Origin of the sequence: Chitinasiproducens palmae, assembly GCF_900095735.1 — a bacterium.
In the GTDB taxonomy this organism is placed as follows: domain Bacteria; phylum Pseudomonadota; class Gammaproteobacteria; order Burkholderiales; family Burkholderiaceae; genus Chitinasiproducens; species Chitinasiproducens palmae.
Window position 1 is genome coordinate 118,621 of sequence record NZ_FNLO01000006.1, and the last position, 13,532, is coordinate 132,152.

A 13,532-nucleotide genomic window follows, 5' to 3' on the forward strand; every position below is an offset into this window, starting at 1 on the left:
GAGCACACCGACCGGCGACGCGGGCAGCCGTTGCGCGCGCGTCGCGCGACCTCGTAAAACAATTTGATGGTACGGCAATGAAATCGACATTCTTCTGCATCGACGGGCATACCTGTGGGAATCCGGTTCGTGTCGTCGCGGGAGGCGCGCCCGCACTCGAAGGCGCCAACATGCTTGAGAAACGAGCCCACTTCGAGCGCGACTTCGATTGGATTCGCACGGCGCTCATGTTCGAGCCGCGCGGGCACGAAGTGATGTCGGGAAGCATTCTGTACCCTCCGACGCGTCCTGACTGTGACGTGGCAATTCTGTTCATCGAAGTCAGCGGTTGTCTGCCGATGTGCGGGCACGGCACCATCGGAACCGTCACGACCGCCATCGAGAATGGTCTGGTTCGCCCTCGAGAGGCTGGCGTCCTGCGCCTTGAAACGCCCGCTGGCCTCGTCATCGCGCGCTACAAGATGGATGGCGACCACGTCGACTCGGTCCGGCTCATCAACGTTCCGTCGTTTCTGTACGCCACCGATCTATCGGTCGAGGTGGACGGACTCGGCGAAGTTAGATTCGACGTGGCCTACGGTGGCAACTTTTACGCGATCGTCGAGCCCCAATCCGCCTACGCCGGTCTGCACCAATTGAAGCCGTCGGACATCCAACGGCTGAGTCCCATCCTTCGTCGGAAAGCGAACGAGAAATACTCGTTTGTCCATCCTGAAACGCCGGCGATCAAGGGCCTGAGCCACGTGATGTGGACCGGCGAGCCGACGGTCGACGGCGCAAGCTCGCGCAACGCGGTTTTCTACGGTGAGAAGGCCATCGACCGCTCCCCTTGCGGCACCGGTACCTCCGCGCGCATGGCACAGCTTGTCGCCAAGGGAAAACTCGGCATTGGCGAGCGCTTCGTCCATGAAAGCATTATCGGGACGATGTTCAACGGAATCCCCGAATCGACGGCGACAGTGGGCACGCACGACGGCATTGTGCCAAGTATCGAAGGCTGGGCGCGCGTCACGGGGCACAACACCATCTTCGTCGACGACCGGGACCCGTTGGCCAGGGGCTTCTTGCTGAAGTGACGACCGACGCGCTCGATCACGCCATACATTCTCGGAAAATCCAATGCTGATATTGAAGAACGCGCGCGTTCTAGACGTCAACCACGAGCGCGACACGGGGCGGTACGCCATTGTTGTCGACGGAGATGTCATCAAGGACGTCACGCTTGAGCCGGTGTCGACAGACGGCGCGCAGGTGATCGACCTTGACGGAAAGACGGTCATGCCCGGCATGATCGACTGCCACGCGCACGTTATCGCTTCTGTCGCGCACCTCGGCAACAACGGCCGTTTACCCAACACTTTCGCGGTCCTGCGGGCCGTGCCCATTTTGCACGACATGCTCAATCGCGGCTTCACAACCGTGCGCGATGCGGGCGGCGCCGACTACGCCCTCTCGCGCGCAGTCGAGGAAGGCGTGATTGCCGGGCCGAGGTTGTTTGTCGCGGGCAAGGCGTTGTCGCAGACCGGCGGACACGGAGACTTCCGTGAGCGCTTCGACGATTCGAATCCGGACCCCTGCGGATGCCATCGCAATCTAGGCGCGATCGGGCGCATTGTCGACGGTGTAGACGATGTGCGAAAGGCCGTTCGCGAAGAGATGCGTGCCGGTGCGCACCACATCAAGATCATGGCTTCCGGCGGCGTCGCGTCGCCCACCGACCCGATCGGCAACCTGCAGTTTTCCGTCGATGAAATCAAAGCGATCGTTGAGGAAGCGACGTCGCACCAGACGTACGTGATGGCGCACGCTTATACCGGCAAAGCCATTGCGCGCGCGGTCAGGCTCGGCGTTCGGACGATCGAACACGGCAATCTGATCGACGATGAAGCTGCGGCGGTGATGGCCGAACACGGCGCATTCGCGGTCCCGACGCTGGTGACCTACGACGCAATGAGCAAGGTCGGCGCCGAAGCGGGGGTGTCGGAGAGCGCGTTGGCGAAGAACGAGAACGTTCGAATCCAGGGATTGAAGGCGCTTGAATTGCTCAAGCGGCACGGGGTCAAGATGGGGCTTGGCACCGATCTGCTGGGCAACATGCATCGGTTTCAAAGTGACGAGCTGCGCATTCGCTCGGATATCCTCGGCGCGTTTGAAACGATTTGCCAGGCAACGGCGATCGGCGCCGAGATTGTCGGGCAGCAGGGCAAGCTGGGCGTGGTGGCGGCGGGTGCTTGTGCAGACTTGCTAGTGGTCGACGGCGACCCGTTACAGGACATCGGGGTATTGACGGGTCAAGGCGAGCGTATCGTCGGGGTGATGAAGGGTGGCGCATGGGTACGTGAAACACTGTCCTGACGAAACCTCTCTGACTGGATTCTGTATCCTGGCGAACGGAACATGCTACTATGGCTAATGTATCCTAAGTCCTGAACTTTCATGCGCCAGGCCGCCGCCAAACGACGCAGCAACGAAGCGTCAGCACCCAGCGAAGTCCTCGCGGAAGAGACGACGCGAAAGATTGTTCGACCCACCACGGTCGAATTGGTGACGACAGCAGTGCGGCAGCGAATCCTTAGCGGCGAGTACGCTCCCGGGGAAGTGCTTCGCCAAGAGGCGCTCGCCGACGAACTCGGCGTAAGCCGGGTGCCCGTTCGTGAGGCGATCACGCGTTTGACGGCGGAAGGTCTCCTGACCAGCGTCCCGCATAGAGGCGCGTATGTCGCCGAACTATCGGTCGACGAGGTAAAGGAGACGTTCGACATTCGTCTCAGGCTCGAACCATGGATTTTCGCGGAAGCGATAGCGTGCATCACCGAAGCGGAGATCCGCAAGGCCGAGCGTCTGGTCAAGGAGATGGATAAAGCCGACTCGGGCGTTTGGGGCCAGCTTAACTGGCGTCTGCATGAGACGCTGTATTTGCCGGCGCAAAAGGAAATCACGCTCCAAATGCTGCGCGTGTTGCACGATCGCAGTGACCGCTACTTTCGTTTCCAGGCGGTCCAGGTGCCTGTTCGTGAGCAGTCGCATGAAGAGCACATGGCGATGATCAAGGCTTGCAGATCTCGCGATGTGAAGCTCGGCGCCAAGCTGCTGGAAGAACACGTAAAGACCGCGTCAAAACAGATCATGGCTGTCGTCGAAGCGGTGATGTCGCGATAGGACGGCGCAAGCACGCGACTTCATCGCGTCTTGTCTTACTTCGCCATGCGCAGGTCACCGTCGATGCGGCGGTTCAACCCCAGCGGATTGTCGTTCTTCAGCGCGTCGGGGAGCAGCGGAGCAGGAACGTCCTGATAGCAGACAGGTCGCAAGAAACGACTGATTGCCAGGCTGCCGACCGATGTGGAACGGCCATCCGCGGTCGACGGGAAGGGACCGCCGTGTACCATCGCGTGTCCCACTTCCACGCCCGTCCCGAAGCCGTTCACCAAGATGCGTCCGGTTCGACGCTCGAGCGCGGGCAGCAAGGCCTTTGCGTCGGCGTAATCGGCTTCGTCGATGTGCAGCGCCGCCGTCAGCTGCCCTTCAAGCGATTCGATGAGTTCGCGCATCGCGTCAATGCCGCGGCATCGCACGATCAATGCCGCCGCGCCGAAGATCTCTTCCTGTAATTCGGGATGATCGCGGAAGCTGTCGGCGTCGGTGACGAACAGAGCGGACTGGCCTTCATTGACGGCCCTTGCTTCGAGCCCACGCGCCGCCATCGTCACCTTCGGGTGTCCCGCAGTTTTCGCCACCGCGCTGGCGTACGCCGTTCCGATGGCCGGCGTGAGCATTGTTTGAGCAGGCGTCTGCCGGAGCGCCGTCGATGCCGCCGCCACGAACGCGTCGAGCTCGGGACCCTCGACAGCGATCACCAATCCCGGATTGGTACAGAACTGTCCCGCACCAAGCACCAATGAACCAACGAACGCGCGACCGAGGTCTGCTGCGCGGCTCTTCAGGGCATTAGGAAACAGCAACACCGGATTGATGCTGCTCATTTCCGCGTACACCGGGATTGGCTCGGCGCGGGCCGCGGCGAGGTTCATCAGCGCTGTGCCGCCACTGCGGGAGCCGGTGAAGCCGACCGCTTTGATGCGTCGATCAGTGACGAGTGCCTGACCGATCTCGCGACCACTATCGAACAGTAGGGAGAACGTGCCTTCGGGCATTGCACAATCGTTCACCGCCTTCTGCACCGCGCGACCGACGAGTTCGGACGTCCCCGGATGCGCGGAATGTGCCTTGACGATCACCGGGCAACCGGCGGCCAGCGCCGAGGCGGTGTCGCCGCCGGCGACCGAGAATGCCAGCGGAAAATTGCTCGCGCCGAAGACCGCGACGGGGCCTACCCCGATCTGACGCAGACGCAAGTCGACGCGCGGTAGCGGCTTTCGGTCCGGCTGAGCCGGATCGAGGCGCGCGCCGAGGAAATCGCCGACGCGGACGACACCGGCGAACAGACGCAGTTGGCCGACGGTACGGCTGCGTTCGCCTTCGAGCCGCGCGCGCGGCAGCCCGCTTTCGGTCATGCACCGCTCGATCAGCTCGTCGCCAATGTCGAGAATGTTCTGCGCGATCGTCTCAAGAAAATTCGCGCGCGCTGCCAGCGCGGTGTCGCGGTAGAGATCGAACGCCTGCCACGCGAGTGCGCACGCACGGTCGAGATCGACGAGACTCGCCCCCCCGAAAGGAGGCGTGATGCGCTCACCTGTCGCGGCGTCGACGGCGTCGATCGAACCGTTGATCCCGTGGAACGAGTGTCGACCAATCAGCAAATTACCGGTGAGTTGCATCGGATGCGTGTCCTTGCGAAGCGTGACGCGAATTTGTCCGGGGAGACGCGGCAGGTCCGCGCGGCGACGCGCCAACCGCCTTGCCTTGAAACTACAAAAGCTGGATGACGAATAGTATCCTGGATACAATATTCTCGCTCGATTATATGTGTGTGCCGGCCATCCGGCGATGCAGCGAAGCGTGGTCGAGTGTGCGCGGACGCCCGGTCGGACTCCGCCAGGCGCAGGCAATACCCTTCGTTGCTGTTCCATCAAGCCTTGCATCTGCACAGCCGTCGCTCTGAGCTCCGATCCGGCTTGCTCCCGCGCGCACGATGGCCTGGCCGCGCAGTCGGAGACGCGGCACAGCTCCCGTCACGGCTTCATCGCCGCCTTGTCCACGTCCCAGCTGCCAGCGCCCAGCCGCAGGCGACCCCGTTCTATGCCAACGGCGCTCGCAGCGATGCGGCCGGACGAGATCGACGGTCCGATTCGCCAGTTACGAACGCATGAGCGTACAGTTCCGGGGTGTCGATCGCCTCGGTTCGGAAGTTTGCAAGCAGCCTGTCGCGGACGAGCGGCCGCATCACACGCTGGCCACCGGAGATCAGGTCGATTTCGTGGTGGCCACGAGATTGGTGCAACGGACGCCTTAAGACGGACGTTTTGTGGTGCGAGGCAACACTACGACTTATACGCCCCCGCCGTACGCGGTCGCCAACGCGAGCCGATTCAGTCGCGAATCACCGGCGCAGCGGCTCGCGGCATGCCGTCTTGTGGCGAGCGAAGTCGTCCTTGCTCTACCGCCACGGCTGCGGTCGCGTGCGCCGGCCCGCCGTGATGCCGCGCGCTCCCCCTCACACCCCGCAGGCGTGGCCGCCCGCGCCCGGCGTCATCGCCGCTGCCGGCGATCCGACCGTCGCCGCCTCGACGCGTCCGTGAGAGCCGCTGCGCTCCGACTCCCGCGCCGCCTTCGCACCCTCGACCTGCAGCAGTTCCGGCAACGAAATGCCGTTCTTCGCAGCGGTTACCTCCGCCAGTATCGACACCGCAATCTCGGGCGGCGTGCGGCTGCCGATGAAAATGCCGACCGGTCCGTGCAGGCGGGCGATCTCGGTGTCGGTGAGGTCGAATTCCTTCAGACGCTCGCGGCGTGCGGCGTTGTTGCGGCGCGAACCGAGCGCCCCGACATAGAAGGCCGGTGTCTTCAGCGCTTCCATCAACGCCAGGTCGTCGAGTTTCGGATCGTGCGTGAGTGCGATGACGGCGCAACGTTCGTCGAGATGCATGTCCATCACGGTATCGTCCGGCATCGTGCGCACGACCGTGGTGCCGGGCACGTTCCACTCGTCGGTATATTCCTCGCGGGGATCGCAGACCGTGACGTGGTAGTCCAGGCCGACCGCCATCCCGCACAGGTAACGGGACAACTGACCGGCGCCGATGACCAGCATGCGATAGCGCGGACCGTGCACCGTCGCGAGCGACTTGCCATCGAAATGCAGACCGTCGGTGACGTGCGCGTCGCCCAGCCGCGCCGCGCCGCTGGCCATGTCCAGCGTGCGCACCACCAGTCGGCCGGCCTGAACCGCCTCGTACAAGTCGGCGATGCCGCTGCGCGCACTCAACGGCTCGAGCACCAACTCGATCGTGCCGCCGCATGGCAAGCCGAAACGGTGCGCCTCCTCCGCGGTGACACCGTACTTGACCGCTTCCGGCGCCGACTGCTCGATGCCTCGCGCGCGCACCCGCTCGATAAGGTCGTCCTCGATGCAACCGCCAGATACGGAACCCACCACGTGCCCGTCGTCGCGGACCGCCAGCATTGCCCCTTCCGGACGCGGCGACGAGCCCCAGGTCTGCACGACGGTTACCAACAACACGCGGCGGCCCTCATCAAGCCATCGCACGCTGTGTTTCAAGACCTCGAGGTCCACGCTGTCCATGATCGTCCTCTGCGCTCGCGCGTGCGTTTCAGTCAAGAGACAGTGCGTACCGGCCGGCCCGCGCCGCGCCGATACGGATGGCGTCGGCTTGCCGCACCCTGTTCAATCGATCCGCGCCGCATTTCGTTGGCCGCCGGCATTGCCAAGCGGACCGCGACTGTGTTCAGTGTTCCGCTCCACCAGCAGGTGGAGGTAGTCGAGAAAAGTCTCGCGCGCCTCGGCCGGTAGCGCGGCGATGGTGCGTTCGTGCGCCCGAGCCACGCGCGTCTCGAGCCGCGCAAGCACGGCTCGCCCGATTTCCGTCAACTCGGCAACCTTCTTCCTGCGGTCGGTCCGCGACACCCGACTCTGCAGCAGCTTGCGCTGCGCCAGGCGGATGATCACGTCGGCGGTATTAGCACGATCCAGACCTACCGCCCGCGACAGTACGACCTGCTCGGAAGGCCCCAGCTGCGCCAGCGCGGTCAAGAGGCTGTACTGAACCGGCGTGATGCCCTCCGGCGCGCATTCCTCCATGAACAGCGCGACGTGGATCTGATGCAGTCGGCGAATCAGAAAGCCGGGCCGCTCATTGAGCGTGCGGTGTCCGAAGTCCGACGCGGCGTCATTGGGTTGCGTGGCAACTGAGGGGGTCGAAGCATCCATGCGGTGTGGTCGTTCTGGCTGCCGGACGGCAAGTGGAGCGCCGATTCATCAGCATACAACGTATTGGCGCCGCGGCGCTGCACGCCGCCATCGGATATTGCCCGGCGCACCGCCCGCAGTCGCCTGGACAGACAACATTGGCGGCTGATCCAGCCAGCCTGGCAATGCTGCAAAGCGGTGCGTCGATGCACGATTTGAAGGCTTTTGATTCATGTGTGGTGCACCACGTATCGGCCTGGCCGCCGCGGCAACGGGTGAAGCGCAGCGCCCGTCGAGAAGTCGTCGCTTGCACCGTCGATGGCATATCGCTTGCGTGAAGCGGCCGGAATCGTCAGTACCCAAACGATTCGCGAACCACGGCGCTTGCCGTCCGCCGCGTGTCGCCGATACGCGCGGTGCCAACTCAAAAAGGGGCCCTCTATGTCAGTCCGCCACACTCGCCTTGCTTCGCGCCCGGCACGCCGCGCCGCCGCCTGGGCGCGCACCTGCGTGCTCGCACTCGCTGCGGTGGTCAGCGTCAACCATGTCGCACTCGCCGCCAGCGCCGAGGAAATCAAGACGCGCGGCTATCTCAGCGTCGCGACCGAAGACGACTACACGCCGTTCGAATTCGTCGCGGATGGCAAGCCGACGGGCTATGACAACGAGCTGCTCGCGCTGGTGCGCAAGAAGATCGGTGTCGAAGTCCGTCAGCAGGTGATGCCCTGGTCGGGCATCCTGCCCGGCGTAAGCACGGGCAAGTACGACATGGCCTTGTCGGCGGTCCTCGTGACGGATGAGCGCAAGAAGAACTTCGACTTTGCGTCGCCGACCTGCGAGGCAATCACGTTCTATGGCACGAAGAAAGGTTCGTCAATCAACACTGCCGATGCGCTCGTCGGCAAGGTGGTCGGTGCGGAAACCGGTAGCGCAATGCTTGCCGACCTCAAGCTGTTCAACGAGTCGCTGAAGGCGAAGCACGGCGGCAAGGGGCTGAAACAGATCGTCGAATACCAGTCGTATCCCGAGGCTTATCAGGATCTCGCGCTGGGACGCGTGGACGCGGTAGCGAACACGCAGATCAGTTTGAACTCGTTGGTCAAGACGCGCCCGGACACTTTCGCCGTCGGACAGGCGATCGGCAAGCCGACTTACATCGCGTGGGCCGTCAAGAAAGGCAACCGCGACGTTCTGAAGATGGTCGACAGCGTGTTGCTGGAGTTGCGCAAGAGCGGCGAGATGTATCAGTTGCAGCAGAAGTGGCTGGGCGCGACCTACAAGGACATGCCGCAGTCGGTCAACTGACACGCCGAGCGCAGCAATGAACGCCTTCGACTATTGGAGCATCGCGCAAGGCGCGCTGGCGACCGTCGTCCTGTCGCTCGCCAGCATCGTGCTCGGCGTACCGCTTGGCCTCGGCCTTGCGCTGATTCGCTGGGCCCGGATCCCTTTCGCGAACCGCGTGGTGATCGTCTACGTGAGCCTGATCCGGTCCTGCCCGGCCGTCACGCTCACCCTGCTCATCTTTTTCGCGCTGCCGCAGTTCGGTCTGTCGCTGGATCCGACGCCGGCTGCGATCCTGGCCTTGACGATCAGCACCGCGGCGTTCAACTGCGAGATCTGGCGTGCCGCGCTGATGAACTTCCCACGTGAGCAGTACGATGCCGCCCTCGCCTTTGCGATGCCGCGCAGCCTGCGCTTCCGCCGCATCGTGATGCCGCAACTGTGGCGCGCCAGCCTGCCTGGGCTGGTCAACGAGATGACGCTGCAGATCAAGGCGACGCCGGCGGTCGCGGTGATCGGCATCGTCGAGATCACCCGCGCCGCGCTGCGGGTGGGCGCACGCACCTATGATCCGCTTCCGCCCTTCGTGTTCGCCCTCCTGCTCTACGGCCTGATCGTGTTCGCACTGATCAGGACGCAACGCGTGCTGGAACGGCGTCGTCCCGTGGAGGCACGCGTCTGATGGAACACTTTCTGATCATCTGGCAACAACGCGGCGACGTGCTGTCCGGCCTGCTCGACACGATCGGGCTGCTCGTGGTCGCCGCGTTCGCGTCCCTCGCCCTTGGCATCGCGCTCGCGCCGGCGCTGATGTCGCGGCGTCCGGCGATCGTTCGCCTGGCCACCCTCTACGTCGATGCGATGCGTTGCGCGCCGTTCCTGTTGTTCGTGTACCTGATCTACTTCGGCCTGCCCACCGTCGGCGTGAGGTTGTCGAACTGGTGGGCGGGCGCCATCGCCTTGGTCCTCTACAACACCGCATACATGGCCGAACTGCTGCGCGGCGCGTGGATGGGCCTGCCCGCGCCGTTGGTCGAGGCTGGCCGTGCTTACGGCTTTCACGGCTTTACCTTGCTTCGCCGCATCATCATGCCGCCAGTCTTCACGACCGCCTTGCCGATGATCGGTAATCAACTCGTGCAGATCGTCAAGGACAGCGCGTTCCTGACGGTGATCGCCGTCGGCGAACTGACGCATCAGATGAACGGCATCCAGGCAACCTATTTCATTCCGTTCGCTGCCTTCGCCACGGCGGTCTTGCTGTATTGGGCCATCTGTCTGGTGATCGAGGCCGGCAGCGGTTACCTGTCGCGTCTTTCCGAGGAACGCAGAGCATGAATTTCCCGCACGACGTTCCGCCCACGGCGCTGCGCGCCACCGACGGCGCACGGCCGCCCGGCAGCGCCGCAGGCCAGCCGGGCGCCCCAGCGCGCGGCATGAAGGATGCGGTTCTGCAACTTAACGGCATCTCGAAGTCGTTCGGCGAGAACCGCGTGCTGCGGGATGTGTCGCTGACGGTGCACAAGGGCGAAACCGTATGTCTGCTCGGTCCGTCCGGCTGCGGCAAGTCGACCCTGCTGCGTTGCGTGAACTGGCTCGAAGTGCCGGATGCGGGCACCGTTTATGTGTCGGGACAACGCATGGGCGTCCGCGAGGGGTCCGCGCACAAGACCAACGATGCCGAACTCGCGCGCTCGCGTGCGCGCATCGGCATGGTGTTTCAGCACTTTGCGTTGTGGCCGCATCTGACGGTCTTGCAGAACGTGATGGAAGCGCCGATACATGTGCTGAAGCGCCCTCGCGACGCCGTGCGCGCCGAGGCCGAGGCCCTGCTGGAACGCGTCGGTCTGGCCGCCAAGATGGATGCGTTCCCGTCACGGCTCTCCGGCGGCCAGAAGCAGCGCGTCGGCATTGCGCGCGCGCTCGCAATGCAACCGGACATCCTGCTGTTCGACGAACCGACCAGCGCACTCGATCCGATGTTGGTGGGCGAAGTCTTGAACGTCATGCGTGCGCTTGCCCAGGACGGTGCGACGATGGTCATCGTGACGCACGAGATGGCGTTCGCGCGGCAGGTGGCGAGCCGCGTGGTATTCATGGACGGCGGACAGGTGATCGAAAGCGGGCCGCCCGCGCAGTTCTTCGGTGCGCCGCAAACGCCGCGCGCCCAGCAGTTCCTGGCCCGCTTCCGCGCGCACGGAGATGCCGCTGACAACGCGTCTGGCAAGGACTAAGGCGCGCCGGCGTGAGGGCCGTCAGGGCCCTCAGGGCCGCCAAGCCCGCCACGACCGCGCCGGTGCGCCGCCGCTACCGAATGCCGGCGGCGGCACCGCGTCTTGCTTCGGCCGCACGCGCGGCGCTGCGGGCACTTGCAACGCTTCAGGCACTTAGCCCGCTTGGCGCGCGACCATGTCCGCCGCCTGGCGGACTTCGCCATCCTTGTACTTTCCCCACGTCTGCGCCAACTCGCTCATCGCGCGGGGATCGCAGTCATATTCAGGAAGCGTATCGGCATCCCAATGCCCGAACCGATCGGTGCCACGCACCAGCGTCGCGCGTCGGCGACCCGAACTGGAGCGCACGTGGGCCGGCACGTAGAAAAACGCGAAGCCGATCCGTCGATCGTCGGATCGATTCGGCAACGAGCTGTGCGCCGTGCGTTCGTGATGCATTGAAAATTCGCCCGGCGAGAGCGGCATCTCGACGGCCAGTGCTTCGTCGATGCCGACCAGCGTCTGCCCTTTCGCCAGCATGTTGTCTTTCGCATGCGTCTCGACATGTCGCAAGTCGGGACCCGCGTGCGAGCCAGGCAGCACGCGCAGCACGCCGTTGACCGCATTGGCCGGCGTCAGCGCGAGCCATACCGTGACCTCCTCGTGCGGCGTCAGACCGAAATAGGTCGAGTCCTGATGCCACGACACGTAGCGCGGGTCGCGCCCGTTCTTCGCAAAGATCGAGGCCCCGAAAAGCAGAATGTCCGGCCCGATCAGATCCTCGACCGCATCGAGGATCGCCGGCCGGCGCGCGAGCTCGACGATCGCGGGTAGCGCAAGGTGGCCCTTGATCTTCAACGTCTCGTTGACGTCCCGTCCCGAAGCCGTCTCGTAGGCCTCGATGATGCGGCGATAGCCGAGCGCTTCCTCCGCGCTGACGCCGCGCATCGGATAGACGTAGCCGTGTTGCCGGAAGTGCGCTACCTGCGCTTGCGTGAGGTGCTTGGTCATGGACGTTCCTTTGAAGTGTTTCGATCGGACAGCGATATCTCGATACGACGCCAGGCAACGCCCTGGCCCGCGCTCAGCAGCGAATGCGTGTCACGCGACGCCGCTGTAGCCAGCATGCAAGGCGACCGCCGCGGCCAATACGCCTTCGTCGTCGCCCCGCGCACCGATCAGCGAGACGCCGAGCGGCGCGCCGTCGAGCGTGAGCCACGGCATGCTCACTTGCGGCAAGCCGGCCAGACCGGCGACGCACAGCATCTGTTGCGCGCGCGCACGGGTGCCTTCGACGCTCGACGGCGGTTCGTCCAATCTCGGCGCCGCATCCGGCACCGTCGGCATCAGCCAGTAGCGTCCGTCGGAAAGCGCCTCGCTCATCGCGGCGCTGGCGCGACGGCGCGTCAGCTGTGCCCGCGCCACCTGCGCGCTCGTGACATCCAGCGCCGCCGCGAAACGCGTGCCGACATCCGGACCGAAAGCCGTGTGGTGCGCGCGGAACCAGGCGCCATATCGCTGTGCGATCTCGCTCGCTTGCAACACGCGGAACGCCTGTGCCCACTCGGCCAGCGAGACGTCCTGCGCAAGCCGCGAGACCGCGACCGGTAACGTCGGCAACCAGGCGTCAAAAGCAGCGGCGACACGCGCGTCTACGCAGTCAAGCAGGTGACGGGGCACCGCCAGCCGTCCCGCGAGTGCCGACGCCGGCGTCGGCGACAGATCGACCCGGGCCAGCACGGCAAAGACCTCGGCCAGGGTGTCGGCGTCGCGGGCGAACCAGCCGACCGTGTCGAAGCTGTGCGCGAGGGTCAGGCACCCGTCGCCCGCGATGCGTCCATGGCTTGGCCGCATGCCCCAGATGCCGCAGTAACTCGCCGGCAGACGGACCGAACCGCCGCAGTCGGTACCGAGCCCGATGTCCGCGTGGCCGGCTGCGACGGCAACCGCCGAGCCCGACGACGAGCCGCCCGGAATGCGCGTTGGATCGGCGGGATTGGTCGGCGTGCCATAGTGCGCGTTCACGCCGGCCAAGCTGTACGTCAGTTCGTCGGTCACGGTCTTGCCGACCCAGGTGGCACCTTCCGCCAGCAAGGCGGCCACTGCCAGGGCGGTACGGCCGGCAACCGGTTGCTGCGCGCGCCAGGTGGGATTGCCGCTGCCCGTTCGCAGCCCGGCGATGTCGAACACATCCTTGACCGCTAGGCGCTTGCCGGCCAAGCGGGCGCCGGCGGCCAGCGCCGCGTCGGGCGCACGGCCAAAGCCGTCGGCGACAAACGCGCCGTGCAGGCCGGGAGCGAGCAAGCCAGCGCGGTTCATGTCGGCTCCATCCAACTGACGTGCGCGGCCACCACGCGCCAGTGCCCGTTGAACCGTACCCACGTCTGCGACTGACGGCCGATGCGTGCCTCGCCGACTCGCGTGAACGCGATGCTGGTCACCGCGTGGTCGGTTCCAAAAGTCGTGACCATGCGCTCGATCACGGTGCGCATCAGCCCCTTGCCGGGTCGCGCTGCCCGGAACGCGCGGATCGATTCGTAGCCGTACAGGTTTTCGGTGGCGCCGTATCGCACAGTGCAGGGGCTGTCCCAGAACAGCGCATCGAGCGCGGCCACGTCGTTGCTGGTCAATGCCCGTTCGTATTCGTCGAAGGCGGCTTCGACGGCAGCCCGCGTGGCGGGATCGTCGATCAGTGGCGAGCTCACGTT

General features: G+C 64.8%; 13 protein-coding genes. 7 read left to right on the forward strand and 6 right to left on the reverse strand.

What is annotated here, in order from left to right; all coding sequences use genetic code 11:
- Window positions 1-77: 77 nt before the first annotated feature.
- The 3 genes from BLU54_RS11460 (at window position 78) to BLU54_RS11470 (ending at window position 3,159) form a co-directional block, all read left to right on the forward strand.
- Window positions 78-1,076, forward strand: a complete 999-nt coding sequence (locus BLU54_RS11460; protein ID WP_091908229.1) for a 4-hydroxyproline epimerase — start codon at window positions 78-80, stop codon at window positions 1,074-1,076.
- Window positions 1,077-1,119: 43 nt separating this feature from the next.
- Window positions 1,120-2,355 (forward strand): metal-dependent hydrolase family protein, encoded by a 1,236-nt coding sequence (locus BLU54_RS11465; RefSeq protein WP_091908231.1) that lies wholly within the window; start codon window positions 1,120-1,122, stop codon window positions 2,353-2,355.
- Window positions 2,356-2,436: 81 nt separating this feature from the next.
- Window positions 2,437-3,159 carry a GntR family transcriptional regulator gene (locus tag BLU54_RS11470; protein ID WP_091908233.1) on the forward strand — a complete coding sequence of 241 codons (723 nt, stop codon included), beginning with the start codon at window positions 2,437-2,439 and terminating at the stop codon, window positions 3,157-3,159.
- Between the two features lie 35 nt (window positions 3,160-3,194).
- On the opposite strand, the gene BLU54_RS11475 is transcribed toward BLU54_RS11470, so the two are convergent.
- From BLU54_RS11475 to BLU54_RS11485, 3 genes are all read right to left on the reverse strand, one after another.
- Window positions 3,195-4,778: an aldehyde dehydrogenase (NADP(+)) gene (locus BLU54_RS11475; RefSeq protein WP_091908546.1), complete on the reverse strand. Its 1,584-nt coding sequence runs from the start codon at window positions 4,776-4,778 to the stop codon at window positions 3,195-3,197.
- Window positions 4,779-5,614: 836 nt separating this feature from the next.
- Window positions 5,615-6,703, reverse strand: a complete 1,089-nt coding sequence (locus tag BLU54_RS11480; protein ID WP_091908235.1) for an XdhC family protein — start codon at window positions 6,701-6,703, stop codon at window positions 5,615-5,617.
- Window positions 6,704-6,805: 102 nt separating this feature from the next.
- Window positions 6,806-7,348 carry a MarR family winged helix-turn-helix transcriptional regulator gene (locus BLU54_RS11485; RefSeq protein WP_091908237.1) on the reverse strand — a complete coding sequence of 181 codons (543 nt, stop codon included), beginning with the start codon at window positions 7,346-7,348 and terminating at the stop codon, window positions 6,806-6,808.
- 420 nt (window positions 7,349-7,768) lie between these two features.
- Here BLU54_RS11485 and BLU54_RS11495 point away from each other — a divergent pair, with 420 nt between their 5' ends.
- Genes BLU54_RS11495 through BLU54_RS11510 form a run of 4 tightly spaced genes read left to right on the forward strand, consistent with a single transcriptional unit; the run spans window position 7,769 to window position 10,845 of the window.
- Complete coding sequence (locus tag BLU54_RS11495; protein ID WP_091908241.1) at window positions 7,769-8,632, forward strand: transporter substrate-binding domain-containing protein; 864 nt, start codon at window positions 7,769-7,771, stop codon at window positions 8,630-8,632.
- A 16-nt stretch (window positions 8,633-8,648) separates the two neighbouring features.
- Window positions 8,649-9,293, forward strand: a complete 645-nt coding sequence (locus BLU54_RS11500; protein WP_091908243.1) for an amino acid ABC transporter permease — start codon at window positions 8,649-8,651, stop codon at window positions 9,291-9,293.
- Window positions 9,293-9,949 (forward strand): amino acid ABC transporter permease, encoded by a 657-nt coding sequence (locus BLU54_RS11505; RefSeq protein WP_235837909.1) that lies wholly within the window; start codon window positions 9,293-9,295, stop codon window positions 9,947-9,949. Before BLU54_RS11500 ends, BLU54_RS11505 begins: the two co-directional genes overlap by 1 nt.
- Entirely contained in the window at window positions 9,946-10,845 is a 900-nt protein-coding gene (locus tag BLU54_RS11510) for an amino acid ABC transporter ATP-binding protein (RefSeq protein WP_091908247.1), read from the forward strand. Before BLU54_RS11505 ends, BLU54_RS11510 begins: the two co-directional genes overlap by 4 nt.
- A 153-nt stretch (window positions 10,846-10,998) precedes the next feature.
- On the opposite strand, the gene BLU54_RS11515 is transcribed toward BLU54_RS11510, so the two are convergent.
- From BLU54_RS11515 to hpxZ, 3 genes are all read right to left on the reverse strand, one after another.
- Window positions 10,999-11,835, reverse strand: coding sequence for a phytanoyl-CoA dioxygenase family protein (locus tag BLU54_RS11515; protein ID WP_091908249.1), 837 nt, complete (start codon window positions 11,833-11,835; stop codon window positions 10,999-11,001).
- Window positions 11,836-11,925: 90 nt separating this feature from the next.
- Window positions 11,926-13,143: an amidase gene (locus tag BLU54_RS11520; RefSeq protein ID WP_091908251.1), complete on the reverse strand. Its 1,218-nt coding sequence runs from the start codon at window positions 13,141-13,143 to the stop codon at window positions 11,926-11,928.
- On the reverse strand, window positions 13,140-13,529 hold the full coding sequence (gene hpxZ / locus BLU54_RS11525; RefSeq protein WP_091908253.1) for an oxalurate catabolism protein HpxZ: 390 nt from the start codon (window positions 13,527-13,529) through the stop codon (window positions 13,140-13,142). Before hpxZ ends, BLU54_RS11520 begins: the two co-directional genes overlap by 4 nt.
- Between the last annotated feature and the right edge of the window lie 3 nt (window positions 13,530-13,532).

Bases quoted from the DNA above. Each gene is read 5' to 3' on its own strand.
- BLU54_RS11510 (WP_091908247.1), top strand. From the start codon at position 9,946: ATGAATTTCCCGCACGACGTTCCGCCCACGGCGCTGCGCGCCACCGAC.
- BLU54_RS11500 (WP_091908243.1), top strand. From the start codon at position 8,649: ATGAACGCCTTCGACTATTGGAGCATCGCGCAAGGCGCGCTGGCGACC.
- BLU54_RS11460 (WP_091908229.1), top strand. From the start codon at position 78: ATGAAATCGACATTCTTCTGCATCGACGGGCATACCTGTGGGAATCCG.
- BLU54_RS11495 (WP_091908241.1), top strand. From the start codon at position 7,769: ATGTCAGTCCGCCACACTCGCCTTGCTTCGCGCCCGGCACGCCGCGCC.
- BLU54_RS11485 (WP_091908237.1), bottom strand. From the start codon at position 7,348: ATGGATGCTTCGACCCCCTCAGTTGCCACGCAACCCAATGACGCCGCG.
- BLU54_RS11470 (WP_091908233.1), top strand. From the start codon at position 2,437: ATGCGCCAGGCCGCCGCCAAACGACGCAGCAACGAAGCGTCAGCACCC.
- BLU54_RS11465 (WP_091908231.1), top strand. From the start codon at position 1,120: ATGCTGATATTGAAGAACGCGCGCGTTCTAGACGTCAACCACGAGCGC.
- BLU54_RS11515 (WP_091908249.1), bottom strand. From the start codon at position 11,835: ATGACCAAGCACCTCACGCAAGCGCAGGTAGCGCACTTCCGGCAACAC.
- BLU54_RS11520 (WP_091908251.1), bottom strand. From the start codon at position 13,143: ATGAACCGCGCTGGCTTGCTCGCTCCCGGCCTGCACGGCGCGTTTGTC.
- BLU54_RS11505 (WP_235837909.1), top strand. From the start codon at position 9,293: ATGGAACACTTTCTGATCATCTGGCAACAACGCGGCGACGTGCTGTCC.
- BLU54_RS11480 (WP_091908235.1), bottom strand. From the start codon at position 6,703: ATGGACAGCGTGGACCTCGAGGTCTTGAAACACAGCGTGCGATGGCTT.
- BLU54_RS11475 (WP_091908546.1), bottom strand. From the start codon at position 4,778: ATGCAACTCACCGGTAATTTGCTGATTGGTCGACACTCGTTCCACGGG.